We start from the raw sequence: 17032 nt of genomic DNA on the forward strand, positions 1-17032 counted from the left end.
CGTGTACTGTGGCGCACACCCCCGCTGAGAGCGCTCTCAGAAATCTGCAGCGTGAGAGCGCTCTCAGAATATGACCGCAGGACTGGACGAAGGAGTTCACCATGAAGATCACTCGCAGAACCGCGCTGGCCGCCTCGGCTGCCACCGCTGCGACCGCAGCCGTCGTCGGCTGCAGCACCAATTCCGGCGGAGGAGGTGGCGGCGAGGGTGGTGACATCGAGCTGTCCGTCGCGACCTTCAACGAGTTCGGCTACGAGGACCTCTTCGCGAAGTACGAGGAGGCGAACCCGGGCGTCAAGATCACCCACAAGAAGGCTGCCACCAGTGATGACGCTCGCGCGAACCTCATGACCGGGCTCGCCGCCGGGTCGGGTCTGGCGGACGTCGAAGGCGTCGAGGTCGGCTGGTGGGCCGAGCTCGCCCAGTACGCCGACATCTTCGAGGACCTCGCCGATCCAGCGGTCGAGGGCCGCTGGCTGGACTGGAAGGCCGAAGCTGCCACGATCGACGGCAAGCTCATCGGCTACGGCACCGACATCGGCCCCGAGGCTCTGGCCTACCGCGCCGACCTGGTCGGCAAGAGCGAGCTGCCCAGCGACCGCACCGAGCTCGCGGAGACGCTCACCGGCGACTGGCGCACCTACTTCGAGGCTGGTCGGCAGTTCGTGGAGGAGACCGGCATCCCGTGGTTCGACGGCGCCGGCGGGACCTTCAACGGCATGGTCCAGCAGCTCACCCACCCCTACGAGACCGCTGACGGCACGCCCGTCCCGCTCGCGGAGAACACCGACGTCAAGGCGATCTACGACCTCCTGGTGGAGTTCAAGGACATCTCCGCCGGATTCAAGCAGTGGGAGGAGGACTGGACCGCAGCATTCCAGTCCGACGGCTTCGCCACCATGCTCTGCCCGCCGTGGATGATGGGCCCGCTGGCCGGCAACGCCGACGACGTCGAGGGCTGGGACATCGCTGATGTCTTCCCCGGCGGCGGCGGCAACTGGGGCGGCTCCTATCTCGCCGTCCCGGCGCAGGGGGAGAACGTCGAGGAGGCCAAGAAGCTCGCTGCGTGGCTCACCGCGCCCGAGCAGCAGGTGGTCGCATTCCAGGCCGTCGGTGCCTTCCCCAGCCAGGTCGATGCGCTCGCCGACGAGGGCGTGACCAGTGCGGTCAACGAGTTCTTCAACAGCGCACCCGTCGGTGAGATCTACTCCGAGCGCGCGACCGCGATCGACGTGCAGCCGTTCATGGGCCCGAACTTCTTCGTCATCAACACGGTGCTCGCCGATGCGATCACCCGCTGGGACGTCGACGGCATGGATCCCGCGGAGTCCTGGGAGCAGGCGCTGACCGCCTACGACGAGCTGGGTCTCTGACTCAGCCCCACCCGCTGACCGCAGACGACGGCGGCGGCTCGCTCCCGAAGGAGCCGCCGCCGTCGCGCGGTCCTGCAGAAAGGAACCCGGTGACCACTTCGACCCGCCCGACCCCTCGGCCCGAGACGAGCTCCGACTCGGCCGGCCCACCCCCGGGCGCGGGCCCTGCCCCGCGTCGACCGCGGCCCGCCTGGCGCTCCGCCCTGTCGCGGCTGGACATGCGGTTCACGCCGTTCCTGTTCATCAGCCCGTTCTTCGTGCTGTTCCTCCTCACCGGACTGTTCCCCATGCTGTACACCGCATGGGTGTCGCTGCACGACTGGGATCTGATCCGCGGCCAGGGCGACTTCGTGGGACTGGCGAACTTCCAGTTCGTGCTCGGCACCGACAGCTTCTACAAGGCGCTGCGCAACACCTTCTCGATCTTCCTCCTGTCCTCCGTGCCGCAGGTGATCGCGGCGATCCTCATCGCCTACGTGCTCGATGCGAACCTGCGCGCGAAGACGTTCTGGCGCATGGGGGTGCTCGTGCCGTTCGTGGTCGCCCCCGTCGCCGTCTCGCTGATCTTCGCGAAGATCTTCGCTGACAGCTCCGGGATCGTCAACGGTGTGCTGACCGCGATCGACCTGCCCGCCGTCGGCTGGCACTCGGACGCGCTCGCCTCGCACGTCGCGATCGCCACCATGGTCAACTTCCGCTGGACCGGCTACAACGCCCTGATCTTCCTGGCCGCCATGCAGGCGGTCCCACGGGAGATCTACGAAGCCGCGATCATCGACGGCACCGGGCGGATGAAGCGCTTCTGGCACGTCACCGTGCCTATGCTCCGCCCCACCATCGTCTTCGTCGTCATCACCTCCACCATCGGAGGACTGCAGATCTTCGACGAGCCGCGCATGTTCGACACCGGCGGCCAGGGCGGTGCCTCGCGCCAGTGGATGACGCTGACGATGTACCTCTACGAGCTCGGCTGGGGCCCGCAGGTCGCCTTCGGACGCGCCTCGGCCGTGGCGTGGCTGCTCTTCCTCATCATCCTCGCCTTCGGCATCCTCAACTTCCTGATCACCCGCCGCATCGCGAATGCCGGCGGCCCCGCCAAGAGCTCGCGGTAAGGAGCACGGACCATGCAATCGACCGCTGCCATCGAACAGTTCGCCGGCAAGGGTGCGGCCCGGGCGGCCGCCCGCCGTCGCCTCAAGGGCGGGGGAGGCGCCGACGCCCGCCCGCACTGGTGGAACTACGTCCTCCTGGGCGTCGTCCTGGTGATCTCGTTCTTCCCTCTCTACTACGCACTGCTGCTGGCCTCTTCGGACGCGGGCTCCATCGCCCGCAATCCGCTGCCCTCGCTGCTGCCGCAGGGGAACCTGCTGGCGAACATGCGCGAGGTGATCGCCTCCGACATCAACTTCTGGTCGGCGATGCTCAACTCGGTCTTCGTCGCCACCGTGACCTCGCTGTCCGTCGTGTTCTTCGCGACCCTGGCCGGGTACGCCTTCTCCAAGCTGCGCTTCCGGGGGCGGCGGGCACTGCTGGTCTTCGTCATCGCCACGATGGCCGTGCCGGTCCAGCTCGGCGTGATCCCGCTGTTCATCATCATGGCGAAGCTCGGCTGGGTGGGCGATCTCAAAGCCGTCATCATCCCCGGCCTGGTCACCGCCTTCGGCGTCTTCTGGATGACCCAGTACCTCGAGGACGCCCTGCCGTTCGAGCTCATCGAGGCGGCTCGGATGGACGGCTGCAGCCTGATGCGCACCTACTGGCATGTCGCACTCCCCGCAGCCCGGGGGGCCGGTGCGATGCTGTTCCTGTTCACCTTCGTGGGCTCGTGGACGAACTTCTTCTGGCCCTTCATCATCCTGCGCGGCGACAGCCTCACCCTCCCGGTGGCGCTGCAGCAGCTGCAGGCCTCCTACTTCAAGGACTACTCATTGATCATGTCCGGAGTGGTGATCTCCGTGATCCCGCTGCTGCTGCTGTTCCTCCTGGCGGGCCGTCAGCTGGTCCAGGGCATCATGCAGGGCGCGGTCAAGGGCTGAGAGGGGAGCGCACCATGGAGATGCTCGATGGACTCGAGGAGGAGGCCCCGGTCAACGGCCGCGGCCCGACCCTGGAGGATGTGGCTCTGCTGGCGGGAGTCTCCCGCGCGACCGTCTCGCGGGTGGTGCGCGGTGACGTGCAGGTGCGGCGGGACAAGGTCGCCAAGGTCCAGGAGGCGGTGCGGGAGCTGGGCTATGTCCCCAACAACGCCGCCCGCAGCCTGGCCAGCCGACAGACCGGCGCGATCGCCCTGATCGTGCCCGAGCACGAATCGCGGGTCTTCACCGATCCCTTCTTCGTCAGCGCCATCTCCGGGGTCACCGCCGGACTGGAGGAGAGCGACAAGCAGCTGCTTCTGGTCCTCTCCAGCCCACAGGACCACGCACGCACCCGGCGCTTCCTGCGCGGTGGGCACGCCGACGGACTGCTGGTGGTCTCCCACCACGAGGGCGACCTCTCGGTCGAGGTGCTGACGGAGGCGGCGGTGCCGGTGGTGTTCATCGGCCGCCCTCCCGAGGGCCTGCGCGCCCCCTACGTCGACCTCGACAACATCGAGGGCGGGCGCCTGGCCGCGCGCCATCTGATCGAGCGGGGCCGGCGCCGGATCGCGATGATCTGCGGTCCGCAGGACATGCCCGCGGCGGTCGACCGGCGCATGGGCTTCGAGAAGGAGCTGGCCGACGCGGGCCTCGCACCCGCCTGGCTCTCCTTCGGAGACTTCACCCTCGCCTCCGGGGAACGGGAGACCGCGGCGCTGCTGGAGTCGGAGACGCCTTTCGACGCGCTCTTCGCCAGCAGCGACCTGATGGCCCTCGGTGCCCTGAAGAAGCTCGAGGGACAGGGCGTGCGGGTGCCGGAGGACGTCGCCGTGATCGGCTTCGACGACATCGCCTCCGCGGCGGATGACACGATCTCGCTGACCACCGTCGTGAACCCGGGCCGACGCCTGGCCGAGCTCGGGGCCACGCTGCTGCTGGACCTGATCGCCGGCCGGGAGACTGATCAGTCCGTGGTGCTCAGCCCCGAGCTGGCGGTGCGCTCGACCACCTGAGCGGCGGCCTTTCGTCCCCTCGCCTTGCCCTCCTCGACGATGAGCCCATGCAGCTCAGCCAGCTCGGAGACCTCGAATCCCGCAGTGGAGAGCGCCGGTGCCAGCGCTCGCCGGAAGGCGCGATAGCTGCCGGGCACCGTCGCGCCGCGGTCGCCCAGCACTCGCCGGGCGTACTCATCGCAGAGGAACGTGGGCCGCCCGAAGCAGTACATCGAGAGCGCGTCGGCCGTCTCCTCGCCGACGCCCTCGACCCCGAGCAGCTCACTGCGCAGCTGCTCGTCGCTCAGCGTCCCGGCCGCCTCGGCCCGCTCCGCCCACCAGCGGGCGAGCGACTGGACGCGGCGTGGCTTGGTACGGGGGAAGCCTGCGGGCCGGACCAGCTCCCGCACCCTCTCCTCGTCGGCTGCGGCGAGCGGCGCGGCATCCAGGAGCCCCGCCCTGCGCAGCGCCGTGAGCGCGGAGGCGGCCTGCTCCCAGCGGCTGCGCTGGACCAGCACCGCGCCGACAGCGATCTCGAAAGGCTCCTCGCCGGGCCACCACCAGCCCTGCGGGCCGTGCCGGTCACGCAGCTCGCGGTGCAGGGCTCGCAGATCGATCATGCCCGATAGGTTGTCACAGCCTCGGGCGGCACCTGAAGACGCACCGGGGATCCGGGCTCGAGCCGCCGCGCGGCGACCTCCTGGGGCGGCAGATCCGCGGAGAGGTCCTCGGTGCGCAGGCGCACCAGATCTCCGCTGGGTGCGAGGGAGCGCACCGTGCGGGGGATGCCCCCGGAGCCCACCAGCGCCACCTTCGCAGGACGGAAGGCGGCATGAACCACCTCGCCTGCGCCGTGCGCGGCATGAGCCGGCAGGCAGGCACCGTCTGCCAGGACCACGGCTCGGCCGTCCCAGCGGCCGCTGACGAGGTTGAGCCCTGCGAAGCGGGCGGTGAAGGCGGTGCGAGGGCGGCGCAGCAGCTCCTGCGTCGGCCCCTGTTCGATCAGCCGACCGGCCTCGAGCACCGCGATCCGATCCGCGAGGGTCAGCGCATCGAGCACATCATGGGTGACGATGATCGCCGTGCGCTCGGCCAGGAAGCACCGCAGCTGCTCCCGCAGGGCAGGAGCGACATCGATGTCGAGCGCCGCCATCGGCTCATCCAGCAGCAGCAGGCGCGGCCGTGCGGCGAGCGCCCGGGCGATCGCCACCCGCTGCGCCTGCCCGCCGGAGAGCTGGGAGGGTCGACGAGCTGCGAGCTCCGGGATGCCGAGCTCCGCGAGCCAGCGCTCGGCCTCCTGCCGCGCGCGAGCCCTGCCTGCGCCCTGGGCGCGCAGGGCGAACATGATGTTCCCGAGCGCGGTGAGATGGGGGAACAGCACCGGATCCTGGGAGAGGGTGGTGACCTTCCGCTCATGCGGAGGGACCCAGCGGCGCTCGCCGGTCAGCACCCGGTCGTCCAGCACGATCCGCCCGCTCGCGGGGTGCAGGGCCCCGGAGATCAGCGACAGCACGGTGGACTTCCCGGCGCCGTTGGGGCCGATCACGGCGAGGGTCTCGCCGCCGGCGACGGTCAGCTCGAGGTCGAGCCCGCGCTCGGGGACGACGGCCCGGAGGGACAGGCTCATGAGGGCACCCTCCGGCGGGCCACGGCGATCACCGCGACCGCGACGATCATCAGCACGAAGGACAGCGCGACAGCAGCCTCGGGGTCGCTCTCGCGCTGCAGATAGATCTCCAGCGGCAGCGTGCGCGTGGTGCCCTGCAGAGAGCCCGCGAAGGTGATCGTCGCCCCGAACTCGCCGAGCGCGCGGGCGAAGGAGAGCACCGTCCCGGAGAGCAGGGCCGGCATCACCAGCGGCAGCGTCACCCGCAGCAGGACGCGGGAGGGCCGGGCCCCGAGCGAGGCCGCCGCGGCCTCATAGCGCGTGCCGGCGGTGCGCAGCGCACCCTCGAGGCTGATCACCAGGAAGGGCAGCGCCACGAAGGTCTGGGCGAGCACCACCGCCGTCGTGGAGAAGGCGATCTGCAGGCCCAGCACCTCGAGATGCCCACCCAGCAGGCCCTGCCGGCCGAAGGTGTACAGCAGCGCGATGCCGCCCACCACCGGGGGCAGGACCAGCGGGATCAGCACCAGCGAGCGCAGCAGCGAGAGGCCGCGGAACTCGGAGCGGGCCAGCAGCAGCGACATCGGCACGCCGCACAGCACGCAGAGCGCGGCGCTGGCCGCAGAGGTCTGCAGGCTCAGCCGCAGCGCCGCGAGCGAGGACTCGCTGGTGATCAGCTCTCCGAAGTGCGTCCAATGGACGCGCAGCGCCATCGCCATCAGCGGCAGCAGCACGAACAGCCCGCCCAGCAGGGCCGGGATCAGCACCCAGCGGGGCAGGGAGCTCATGGTGCGTCGAACCCGTGACCGGCGAGGATCTCCTGCCCGGTCTTCCCGGTGACGAGCTCCACGAACTCCTGGCCGAGCTCCGCGTTCGCGGCATCTCCCACCGTGGTGATCGGGTAGGTGTTCACGGCGCTCGCGGCCTCGGCGAACTCGATGCCCTCCACGGCGTCCCCCGCCGTCCGCACGTCGGTGACGTAGACCAGACCCGCATCCGCCTCACCGCTGGTGACCTTGTTCAGCACATCGGTGACGGACTGCTCTTCGCTGACCGGGGCGAACTCGAGCCCGGTCGCCTCCTCGACGGTCTCGGTCGCCGCGCCGCAGGGGACCTCGGCCGCGCAGACGACGAGGTTCAGGTCCTCGGCGGTCAAGGACTGCAGATCGGCGACATCGGCGGGGTTGCCGCGCGGCACCGCGATCATGAGCGTGTTGGCGGCGAAATCCACCGGATCCGCGCCCTGGAGCCCGGCCTCGACGAGCGTGTCCATGGTGCTGGTGTTCGCCGAGGCGAAGACGTCCGCCGGGGCGCCCTGCCGGATCTGCTCGACCAGGGTGGAGGAACCGGCGAAGTTGAACTCCACGTCGACCCCCTCGTGCTCGGACTCGAACTGCTCGCCGAGCTCTTCGAAGGGCTCCTGGAGGGACGCGGCGGCGAAGAGGTGCAGGGTGACGGGCCGCCCAGCCTCCTCGGCAGCTCCGCAGCCCGTGGCCAGCAGGGTGATCCCGGCCGCAGCGGCGATCAGTCGGGCGTGCCTGATCATGGCGCCTCCACCACGACCTGGGTGGCCTTCACGACGGCGGTGGCGACCTTGCCGGGCTCGAGACCCAGCTCGCGGGCGGCTTCGCTGCTCATCAGGGAGACCACGCGGAAGGGGCCGCACTGCAGCTCGACCTGCGCCATGACGGTGTCCATGACGACCTTCGTCACCAGGCCCACGAAGCGATTGCGGGCGGAGGAGGCCGTCGCTCCGTGCAGCTCCGGGGTCACCGCCAGCTCGCGGGCGAGCCGCGCGACCTCGGTGCCTTCGAGGATCTTCCGGCCCGCGTCATCGGAACCCGCCGCGAGGTTCCCCTTCTCGATCCAGCGCCGGACGGTGTCCTCGCTGACCCCGAGGAAGGTTGCGGCCTCACGAACTCGCATCTGCGTCATGGAGTGGATGATACAGCCGCACATGCGGGAACTTCAGGCCTCAGGCGGCGAGCAGCACCCCGGCCAGCGCGAGGGCGGCGACCAGCAGGGTGGACAGCGCGGCGAGGGCGAGCGGGCGGGGGCCCACCTGGACCAGGTTCCGAATCTTCACACCGGTGCCGAGCGCGAACATCGCCCCGGCGAGCAGGCTCGTCTGCAGCAGCGCGCCCACCTCGAGGACGCTCCCGGGCGGCGGGACGAAGGATCGCACGAGCACCATCGCCAGGAACCCGAGCACGAACAGGGGCACCAGCGGGGGACGCTTCCCATCGGCCGCCCCCTCGCGCCGCTGCTGAAGGCTCAGCACAGCCATCACCGGGGCGAGCATCAGCACCCGGGCGAGCTTGACGATCACCGCGACGCTCAGCGCCGCACCGCCCAGCGCCCCGCCGGCAGCGACCACCTGTGCGACCTCATGGATCGACGCGCCCGCCCAGAGGCCGGCGGTCTCGGGCTCCAGCCGCAGCAGCGCCGCGACGGCAGGCACCGCGGCGATCATCAGGGTGCCGCACAGCACCACGAGGGCGATCGCGGTGATCGTGCGCTCCTCATGCTCCTCCTCGGGATCGGTGACGCCCGCGGCGGCCGCCACCGCAGCGGCCCCGCAGATCGAGAAGCCGCAGGCCACCAGGATCGTCAGGCCCTTCTCGACCCCGAGCGCCCGACCGATCAGGACGGTCCCGAGGATCCCGCCGGCGACCACGACCACCACGACCAGGAGCATCGGGACGCCGAGGGCGAGCAGATCGCCGAGCACCACCTGCAGGCCCAGCAGCACGATCCCCGCCCGCAGCAGCTTCTTCGCCGCGACGGACAGCCCCGGGGTGAGGGCACGCGGCAGGGTGGTGAGATTCGCGGTGAGGATCCCGACGGCGATCGCGATGACCAGTGCGCTCACGCCCGGCAGCACCGTCGAGGCCAGGATCGACACCGCCGCCACTGCGAGGGAGAGCACGATCCCCGGCCAGACGGAGAGACGGGGGACCGGGGGAGCGGCGGCGGTGCTGAGGGACATGAGCTGAACCGTCCCATCCCGCGTCACCGCCCGGTAGAGGGCAGTTCGCGACCCCGGCATATGATTCTGATATGCCTGATGCCCTCCCGAACCTGCAGGCCCTCGCGCTGTTCCTCGCCGTCGTCGACGAGGGCGGGCTCGGGGCGGGCGCTCGGAGGCTGAACCTGCACCAGCCCAACGCCAGCCGCATGATCGCCCAGCTCGAGACGCAGGCCGGCACCGCGCTGCTGGACCGCGGCCCACGCGGCTCCCGACCCACCTCGGCCGGACTGCTCTACGCGGCCCACGCCCGCGAGCTGCTCGAGGCGGCAGAGGAGTTCTCCGCCTGGCTCCGCCACAGCCGTGACGAGGACGCCCGGGAGCTCCGCGTGGGGGTGAGCATGACGATCGCCGAGCACCTGATGCCGGCCTGGCTCACCGAGCTGCGGCGCCTGAGCCCGCGCGTGCGGGTGGACCTGGAGGTGCTGAACTCCACCCAGGTGCTCGCCGGCGTCCACGACGGTCACCTGCAGCTGGGCTTCGTGGAGACCCCTCACGTGCCGCGCGGCGTGAACGCGAAGGCACTGCGTGAGGACGAGCTGGTGGTGGTCGTCGCGCCCGGGCATCCCTGGGCGCTCGGCGCAGAACCGCTGGAGCCTGCCGAGCTCGCCCGGACCCCGCTGGTGGTGCGCGAGGGAGGCTCCGGCACCCGGGACGCCTTCGAGGAGCTGCTGCCGGAGGCGGCCCGGACCCCGCCGGTGCAGGAGCTCGGCAGCAATGCCGCGGTGCGGATCGCGGTGGCCTCCGGGGCGGGGCCGGCGGTGCTGAGCATGCTCGCAGTGCGCTCCTCCCTCGAGGCCGGACAGCTGCACCGGGTGCCCGTGGCGGACATGCGACTGCATCGCCTGCTCACAGCGGTGTGGAGCGGTCCCCGTCGGCTCAGCGGACCGGCCGCGGAGCTGGTCGCGGTCGCCGCCGCCCCCGCGCGCGCGGATCGCTGAGTGCGCGGGTAGGTTCGAGGCATGCCGATCCTCACCAACACCGCCGAGCAGCCCGACGAGCCCCGGCGCGGCCCCGTCTGGTCCATCGCCGAGCCGGAGCGGGAACTGGACTCGAACCTGATCCGCCTGCCCGCCGGCGACAGCATCCCCTCCCATCTCGGAGCCGAGGTGGACACGCTCATCCATGTGGTGCGCGGCGGCGGCACCCTGCTCACCGAGGAGGGGGAGACGTCTCTGCGACCGGGCGACGTGGCGCTGCTGCCCCGGCACACGGTGCGCGGCTTCCGCGCCGGCGAGGACGGACTGGAATACCTGACCGTCCACCGTCGGCGGCAGGGGCTGCGCATCCAGAGCCGCCCGGGCTCCACCTGAGGTCGTAGGCACCCCGCCACAGAGGGCAGACTGGACCCATGGCAGATTCTCTGGATTCCCGCGTTGCCGTCTATCTGGACTTCGACAACATCGTCATGTCCTGGTACGACCGAGTGCATGGACGGCAGGCGTACAGCCGCGACCGTCAGCGCATCGCCGAGGATCCCACCGAGCCCGAGATCGCCGAGCGGCTCGCGAAGGCGACGGTCGACGTCGGCGCCGTGATCGACTACGCGGCATCGTTCGGCTCGCTCATGCTCACCCGCGCCTATGCGGACTGGTCCTCCCCGGTCAACGCGATCTATCGCAGCCAGCTGGTGGCCCGTGCCGTGGACCTCGTGCAGCTGTTCCCCGCCGCGGCCTATGCGAAGAACGGCGCGGACATCCGCCTGGCGGTGGACACGGTCGAGGACCTCTACCTGATGCCGGACCTCACCCATGTGGTGATCGTCGCCGGCGACTCCGATTACGTCCCCCTCGCGCAGCGCTGCCGGCGCCTGGGCCGCTACGTGATCGCGATGGGCGTGGCCGGTTCCACCGCGAAGTCCCTGGCTGCCGCCTGCGACGAGTTCGAGTCCTACGAGAACCTGCCCGGCGTGGAGCGCCCCGTCGCACCGCAGCGGTCGCGGTCGCGGCGCGGCGGCGGGATCGCCGCTGCACAGAGCTCCGGTGACAGCACCAGCACCAGCACCGCCGGTGGCGAGGGCGGTAACCAGCGCACCCGCTCCCGGCGCTCCGCCGACGCCGACGCCAAGGCGCGCGCCGCCGAGGCCGCCGCGGAGGAGGCCGCTGAAGCCGCCGAAGAGGCCGAGGACGAGGAGGTGGGTGAGGATCCCCGCGAGGCCGCCACCCAGCTGCTCCAGCGCGCGCTGCAGCTCGGCGATCGCGGGGACAGCGACTGGCTGCACGCTTCTGCGGTGAAGTCCCACATGCGTCGGATGGACTCCTCCTTCAGCGAGAAGGCGATCGGATTCAGGTCCTTCAACGACTTCCTCAAAGGCAATGCGGAGATCGCCGAGCTCGAGGAGAGCGGGCATGAGCGACTGGTCCGGGCGAAGGACTGAACCCGCCGCGGAACCCTCCGCTGCGGCGACACCGTGACACGCGACACGCCGCAGGGCGATACTGAGGGTCCCCGACGAAGGAGGGTCTTCCCATGAACCTGCTCCTGTGGATCCTTGCTTTCGCGCTCGCCGCGGTGTTCATCGGCGCGGGCATCGCGAAGCTGGTCGGCACGCGCGATCAGCAGATCAACCGCACGCCCTATGTCGAGGACTTCCCGCAGATCGTGATCCGCGGCATCGGAGTGCTCGAGATCCTCGGGGCACTGGGGCTGATCATCCCGGCGCTGACCGGGATCGCCACGGTGCTGGTCCCGCTCGCGGCAGCGGGCCTGGCGATCACGATGGTCTTCGCCGCACTCGTGCACATCCGCCGCGGGGACGGTCCTCGTGCCGCGCTGCCCTCGATCGTGCTCGCCCTCTGCTCGGTGTTCGTGGCCTGGTCGCGATTCGGCCCGTACCCGCTGTGACCGCTGCGTCGCTCAGCCGTGCCGTCGGCGGCCGCGCGGGCGCAGCAGGGCCCGCAGCGCGAGCCCCACCAGCAGCGCCCAGAACGCCGCGCTGATCCCGGCCACCGAGATGCCCGACGCCGCGATCAGCACCGTCACCCCGGCCGGCAGCTGTTCGGAGCGCTCCTCGAGGGCGGCTCGCAGCGAGACCACGAAGGTCGCGATCAGGGCCAGGCCCGCGACCGCAGGGATCACGCCCACGGGTGCCAGGGCGATCAGCTGCGCGCAGGCGGCGGCCGCGAGTCCGAGCAGGACCAGCAGCACTCCCGAGGTGACGCTCGCGATCCAGCGTCGGTCCCGGTCCTCGCCCGCCTCCGGACCGGCGGCCAGCGCCGCGGTGATCGCGGCCAGGTTGATCCCGTGGCCTCCTGCCGGGGCCGCCGCGAGGCTCCCCAGCCCGGTCGCCACCATCGTGCGACGCCAGGGCACCTCGTAGCCCAGGCCTTTCATCACTGCGACCCCGGGCACGTTCTGCGAGGCCATCGTGACCAGGTACAGCGGCAGCGCGATTCCCAGCACCGCGCCGAGAGTGAGCGCCGGCGCAGTCAGCTCGAGCACCGGCTGGAGCGGGATCGACGCGAGGCTCGCACCGGAGGTCGTCATCTCCGCCCCGATCACCACGGCAGCGGAGACGAAGGCGAGCGGAGAGGCCCAGAGCGGGGCGAACCGCTGGGCGAGCGCCCACACGAGGATCACCGGCGCCACCGCGAGCGGATTCGCCGCCACCCCGAGCACCGGGCCGAGGCACAGCTGCAGCAGCACCCCGGCGAGCATCGCCTGTGCGATCGAGGTGGGGATGCGGGCCATCAGCCGTCCCAGCGGACGCACCAGCCCGGTGAGCACGACCAGCGCGCCCACCAGGAGGAAGGCGCCGACGGCGACGGGCCAGCCGCCCTCGACCGCGCCGGTGGTCGCCAGCAGGGCGGCCCCCGGGGTGGACCAGGCGATCGTGATCGGAAGCCTGGTCCATGAGGCGAGCAGGATCGAGGCCAGACCCATCCCGACGCTCACCGCGAGCAGCCCGCTGGCCGCCTGCTCCGCCGAGGCGCCCACCCCGTGCAACCCGGTCAGCACCACGACGAAGGAACTGGTGAAGGCGACCAGACCGGAGACGATCCCGGCGGTGAGAGGACGGAGCATGGGCGCACCCTAGGCCGGGCGCGGAGTTGTCCGCGCGGCTGTTCGCGAGGAGGATCGGGTGATGACCCCCGATGACGTCATCCCCTGGCTGCTGGACACCGACCCCGCTCTGCGCTGGCAGGTCGAGCGCGATCTGCTCGATGCCCCGGAGGAGACCTGGAGGTCCACCCGCGACCGCATCTCCCAGGAGGGGTTCGGCGCCGCGCTGCTCGCCCACCAGGACCCGGCCACCGGGATGTGGGCCGGCGGCGCGTTCTTCCCCGCCGGCTTCTTCGAGGACCCCGCGAACCAGGATCTACCCGGCCAGCCGTGGACCGCGACCACCTGGTCGCTCACCACCCTGCGCGAATGGGGCATGGACGCCGCGCCGCTGCGTGCGCGGGGCACCGCGGCGCGGCTCGCCGAGCACGCCCGCTGGGAGTACGACGCCTCCCTGCCGTATTGGGACGGGGAGGTGGACGTCTGCATCAACGCGATGACCCTCGCCAACGGTCTCTGGCTCGGTGCCGAGGTCGAGCCGCTCGTGAGCTGGTTCGTCTCCCATCAGAGGGAGGAGGGTGGATGGAACTGCGAGTGGGAGAACGGCTCGCGACGCGCGAGCTTCCACTCCACTCTCAACGCGCTGCGGGCCCTGCTGCTCCACGAGCAGGCCACGGGCGGCACCGAGGCCGCTCGCGCGGCGCGGGCGGCCGGGGAGGAGTACCTGCTCGAGCGGAACCTGACCCGGCGGCGCACCACGGGTGAGCTCGTCGGCCCGTGGGTGGACCATTTCCTGTACCCGCCGCGACACATCTACTCCGCCCTGCGCGCCCTGGAGCACTTCCGGCTCGCCGGGCGGCGCGATCCACGGATGCAGGAAGCGGTCGAGCTGGTCCGGAGCGCCCAGCAGAGCGACTGCACCTGGCTGCAGCAGCATGTCCTCCCGGGAGCAGTCTGGTTCGAGGTCGACGTGCCCGTCGGCGATCCCTCGCCCTGGCTGACCCTGCAGGGGCTGCGCGTGCTGCGGTGGTGGAACGAGGCCTGAGCGGTCCGGTCACGGTTCAGTCACGGGAGACGCCATGCCGGTAGGGGACATAGGTGTCGCGACGCGACGCTGTTAGGTTGCAGAGAACCAGCGGTGCCCCACGTCACATGTGTGGGCCCCGTCCACGACGCCGTGACCCCCGCGGCGCCTCCCTCATCCCCAGGAGGATCCGATGTTCGATGCCGCATTCACCCCCAGGCGCCGCGCTGTGCTGCTGTCGATGGCCGGTGTGCCCGTGCTGCTGACCGCCTGTGCCCAGACCACCGAGGACGGCGGCGGCTCCGGCGGCTCCGACGCAGGCGGCGGCGGCGGCGGGGAGCTGACCGTCGGCACCACCGACAAGGTCACCGCCCTGGATCCCGCGGCGGCCTATGACAACGGCTCCTCCACCGTATGGACCCAGTGCTACTCCTACCTGCTGAACACCTCGATCGGCTCGGAGGACGGGCGGCCGGAACCCGATCTCGCCGAGTCCGCGGAGTTCACGAGCGACACGGTCTTCACCGTGACTCTCCAGGAGGGCCTCACCTTCGCCAACGGCAACGAGCTGACCACCGAGGACGTCAAGCACACCTTCGACCGTCAGCTCGCGATCGCGGACCCCAACGGACCCTCGAGCCTGCTGGGCAACCTCGAGAAGGTCGAGATCATCGACGACCTCACCGTCGAGTTCCACCTCAAGGAGCCCAATGATCAGACCTTCCCGTATGTGCTGACCAGCCCCGTGGGACCGATCGTCGACGCCGAGGTGTTCCCCGCCGACGCCGTGCTGCCGGACAACGAGATCGTCGCCGCCGACGCCTTCTCCGGCCCGTACAAGATCACCAGCTGGAAGATCAACGAGCTGGTCACCTTCGAGGCCTTCGCCGACTACAAGGGCCTGTTCGGCACGCCCTCCACCTCGAGCGTGGTGATGTCCTACTACGCGGACCAGAACAACATGAAGCTGGACATCCAGGAGGGCAACATCGACTGCGTGTGGCGCTCGCTGTCCGCCACCGACATCGCTGACCTCCAGACCGATGACGGGGTCACCGTCCATGAGGGCCCCGGCGGCGAGATCCGCTACATCGTGTTCAACTTCAAGACCAACCCCTATGGCGAGGCGACCGAGGATCCGGACCCGGCCAAGGCGAAGGCGGTGCGCCAGGCCGTCGCGGATCTGCTGGACCGCACCGCGATCTCGGAGACCGTCTACAACGGCACCTACACCCCGCTGTACTCCTACATCCCCGAGGGGCTGCCGGGCTCCGGCACCCAGTTCCAGGACCTCTACGGTGACGGCGCGGGCGGCCCCGACGCCGAGCGCGCCCGGAAGCGGCTCGAGGATGCGGGCGTCGAGATCCCGGTGCAGCTCAGCCTCCAGTACAACCCGGACCACTACGGCGCCTCCTCCGGTGACGAGTACGCCGCGGTGAAGAGCCAGCTCGAGGCCGACGGCCTGTTCGCCGTCGACCTCCAGTCCACGGAATGGGTCCAGTACTCCAAGGACCGCACCACCGACGTCTACCCGGCGTACCAGCTGGGCTGGTTCCCGGACTACTCGGATGCGGACAACTATCTCTCGCCGTTCTTCGCCACGGAGAACTTCCTGGTCAACCACTACTCGAACCCGAAGGTCGACGAGCTCATCTCGACCCAGCGCGGCGCCCAGGACCCGGCGGAGCGCGAAGCATTGTTCGTGGAGATCCAGGACCTCGTGGCCGAGGAGATCTCGACCCTGCCGCTGCTGCAGGGCGCGCAGATCTCGGTCTCGACCGCAACGGTCCAGGGCGTCACCCTGGACTCCTCCTTCAAGTTCCGCATCTCGCCGATCTCGAAGTGAGCACCGCCCTCGAACCCGAGGTCGAAGAGGCCCCCCGACGCCCGCGCAGGCGAGGGTCGGGGGGCGGGCTCGGCCGCTACATACTGGTCCGCTTCCTCCTCATCATCCCCACCATCTTCATCCTGATGACGATGGTGTTCTTCCTGATGAGGATCACCGGGGATCCGCTCACGGCGGCTCTCGGCGGCCGTCTCACGCCCGCAGAGCTCGCCGAGCGACGAGCTGCCGCCGGCTATGACCGGCCGCTCATCGTGCAGTACTTCGACTACCTCGGCGGGGTGCTGCGCGGAGACTTCGGCACCACCTACTCGGACAACACGCCGGTCTCCGAGGTGCTGACCACCTATGGCGCGGCCACCTTCGAGCTGGTCGTCTACGCCCTCGTGGTCGCGCTGCTGCTGGGCGTGCCGCTGGGGATGATCGCAGCCCGCACCCGCGACCGCTGGCCCGATGCGGTGCTGCGGATCATCGCGATCCTCGGGTACGCCACTCCCGTGTTCTTCGTGGGTCTGCTGCTGAAGCTCGTGTTCTCGGTGGGCCTGGGCTGGCTGCCGGTCGCGGGGAGGCTGTCCACCGGCGGGCAGATCACCATGAGCAAGATCCTGAACCCCACCCCGTTCTACCTGCTCGACGCGCTGCGGCTGGGCGACATGGAGCTGCTGGGCGACGTGGTCAGGCACGCGATCCTGCCGGCCGTGGCGCTCGGCATCCTCACCGGCGGCATCTTCCTGCGTCTGGTGCGCACGAACATGATCGGCACGCTGGAGATGCAGTACATCGAATCGGCGCGCTCCCGCGGCGTGGCCGAGAGCCGGCTGACCACCCGGCATGCGCTGCGACCGGCGCTGATCCCGATCATCACCGTGATGGGCATGCAGGTCGCGCTGATGCTCGGCGGTGCGGTGCTCACCGAGACCACCTTCGAGTGGAACGGCCTGGGCTACATGCTTGCCGAGTACATGAAGGCCCGCGACTACGTGGCCGTACAGGGCATCGTCATGCTGCTCGCCGTGATCGTCGCGGTCTCGAACTTCGTGGTCGATGTGATCGCCGCGCTCATCGACCCACGAGTGAGGTACTGAGATG

At 70.4% G+C, this 17032-nt stretch carries 18 protein-coding genes; 11 read left to right on the forward strand and 7 right to left on the reverse strand.

Features of this window, described 5'->3' with window-relative positions:
- The first annotated feature begins 101 nt into the window (after positions 1 to 101).
- From Q0937_RS11825 to Q0937_RS11840, 4 genes are all read left to right on the forward strand, one after another.
- On the forward strand, positions 102 to 1373 hold the full coding sequence (locus Q0937_RS11825) for an ABC transporter substrate-binding protein (RefSeq protein WP_299303834.1): 1272 nt from the start codon (positions 102 to 104) through the stop codon (positions 1371 to 1373).
- Positions 1374 to 1462: 89 nt separating this feature from the next.
- The gene (locus Q0937_RS11830; protein WP_299303836.1) at positions 1463 to 2485 is read left to right on the forward strand and encodes a carbohydrate ABC transporter permease; all 1023 of its coding nucleotides are present in this window, start codon (positions 1463 to 1465) and stop codon (positions 2483 to 2485) included.
- 12 nt (positions 2486 to 2497) lie between these two features.
- On the forward strand, positions 2498 to 3409 hold the full coding sequence (locus Q0937_RS11835) for a carbohydrate ABC transporter permease (protein WP_299303838.1): 912 nt from the start codon (positions 2498 to 2500) through the stop codon (positions 3407 to 3409).
- Positions 3410 to 3423: 14 nt separating this feature from the next.
- Positions 3424 to 4461 (forward strand): LacI family DNA-binding transcriptional regulator, encoded by a 1038-nt coding sequence (locus Q0937_RS11840; RefSeq protein ID WP_299303840.1) that lies wholly within the window; start codon positions 3424 to 3426, stop codon positions 4459 to 4461.
- Here Q0937_RS11840 and Q0937_RS11845 read toward each other — a convergent pair.
- From Q0937_RS11845 to Q0937_RS11870, 6 genes are read right to left on the reverse strand one after another with little or no spacing between them, the layout of a single operon-like run.
- Positions 4413 to 5060 (reverse strand): endonuclease III domain-containing protein, encoded by a 648-nt coding sequence (locus Q0937_RS11845; RefSeq protein ID WP_299303842.1) that lies wholly within the window; start codon positions 5058 to 5060, stop codon positions 4413 to 4415. The two genes, Q0937_RS11840 and Q0937_RS11845, sit on opposite strands and share 49 nt — an antisense overlap.
- The gene (locus Q0937_RS11850) at positions 5057 to 6067 is read right to left on the reverse strand and encodes a sulfate/molybdate ABC transporter ATP-binding protein (RefSeq protein ID WP_299303844.1); all 1011 of its coding nucleotides are present in this window, start codon (positions 6065 to 6067) and stop codon (positions 5057 to 5059) included. The genes Q0937_RS11845 and Q0937_RS11850 overlap by 4 nt, the downstream gene beginning before the upstream one ends.
- Positions 6064 to 6834, reverse strand: a complete 771-nt coding sequence (locus Q0937_RS11855) for an ABC transporter permease (RefSeq protein ID WP_299303846.1) — start codon at positions 6832 to 6834, stop codon at positions 6064 to 6066. Before Q0937_RS11855 ends, Q0937_RS11850 begins: the two co-directional genes overlap by 4 nt.
- A complete protein-coding gene (gene modA / locus Q0937_RS11860; protein ID WP_299303848.1) occupies positions 6831 to 7592 on the reverse strand; it encodes a molybdate ABC transporter substrate-binding protein in 762 nt (253 codons plus the stop codon). The genes Q0937_RS11855 and modA overlap by 4 nt, the downstream gene beginning before the upstream one ends.
- On the reverse strand, positions 7589 to 7981 hold the full coding sequence (locus tag Q0937_RS11865) for a molybdopterin-binding protein (RefSeq protein ID WP_299303850.1): 393 nt from the start codon (positions 7979 to 7981) through the stop codon (positions 7589 to 7591). Before Q0937_RS11865 ends, modA begins: the two co-directional genes overlap by 4 nt.
- Positions 7982 to 8021: 40 nt before the next feature.
- Positions 8022 to 9035, reverse strand: coding sequence for a YeiH family protein (locus Q0937_RS11870; RefSeq protein ID WP_299303852.1), 1014 nt, complete (start codon positions 9033 to 9035; stop codon positions 8022 to 8024).
- Positions 9036 to 9106: 71 nt separating this feature from the next.
- On the opposite strand from Q0937_RS11870, the gene Q0937_RS11875 reads away from it, so the two are divergent.
- The 4 genes from Q0937_RS11875 to Q0937_RS11890 all read left to right on the forward strand — a co-directional run bounded on the left by Q0937_RS11875 (position 9107) and on the right by Q0937_RS11890 (position 11918).
- Complete coding sequence (locus tag Q0937_RS11875) at positions 9107 to 10015, forward strand: LysR family transcriptional regulator (protein WP_299303854.1); 909 nt, start codon at positions 9107 to 9109, stop codon at positions 10013 to 10015.
- A gap of 21 nt (positions 10016 to 10036) precedes the next feature.
- Positions 10037 to 10387, forward strand: a complete 351-nt coding sequence (locus Q0937_RS11880) for a cupin domain-containing protein (RefSeq protein WP_299303856.1) — start codon at positions 10037 to 10039, stop codon at positions 10385 to 10387.
- A 38-nt stretch (positions 10388 to 10425) separates the two neighbouring features.
- Positions 10426 to 11451, forward strand: a complete 1026-nt coding sequence (locus tag Q0937_RS11885) for an NYN domain-containing protein (protein ID WP_299303858.1) — start codon at positions 10426 to 10428, stop codon at positions 11449 to 11451.
- Positions 11452 to 11543: 92 nt separating this feature from the next.
- Entirely contained in the window at positions 11544 to 11918 is a 375-nt protein-coding gene (locus tag Q0937_RS11890) for a DoxX family protein (protein WP_299303860.1), read from the forward strand.
- Between the two features lie 12 nt (positions 11919 to 11930).
- On the opposite strand, the gene Q0937_RS11895 is transcribed toward Q0937_RS11890, so the two are convergent.
- Positions 11931 to 13097, reverse strand: a complete 1167-nt coding sequence (locus Q0937_RS11895) for a benzoate/H(+) symporter BenE family transporter (RefSeq protein WP_299303862.1) — start codon at positions 13095 to 13097, stop codon at positions 11931 to 11933.
- 61 nt (positions 13098 to 13158) lie between these two features.
- On the opposite strand from Q0937_RS11895, the gene Q0937_RS11900 reads away from it, so the two are divergent.
- The 3 genes from Q0937_RS11900 to Q0937_RS11910 all read left to right on the forward strand — a co-directional run bounded on the left by Q0937_RS11900 (position 13159) and on the right by Q0937_RS11910 (position 17028).
- Positions 13159 to 14121 carry a squalene cyclase gene (locus tag Q0937_RS11900; protein WP_299303863.1) on the forward strand — a complete coding sequence of 321 codons (963 nt, stop codon included), beginning with the start codon at positions 13159 to 13161 and terminating at the stop codon, positions 14119 to 14121.
- Between the two features lie 172 nt (positions 14122 to 14293).
- Positions 14294 to 15946 (forward strand): ABC transporter substrate-binding protein, encoded by a 1653-nt coding sequence (locus tag Q0937_RS11905; protein WP_299303865.1) that lies wholly within the window; start codon positions 14294 to 14296, stop codon positions 15944 to 15946.
- Positions 15943 to 17028, forward strand: a complete 1086-nt coding sequence (locus Q0937_RS11910) for an ABC transporter permease (RefSeq protein WP_299303867.1) — start codon at positions 15943 to 15945, stop codon at positions 17026 to 17028. The genes Q0937_RS11905 and Q0937_RS11910 overlap by 4 nt, the downstream gene beginning before the upstream one ends.
- Positions 17029 to 17032: the final 4 nt, after the last annotated feature.

It is taken from the genome of uncultured Brachybacterium sp., from assembly GCF_947500705.1.
GTDB lineage: Bacteria > Actinomycetota > Actinomycetes > Actinomycetales > Dermabacteraceae > Brachybacterium.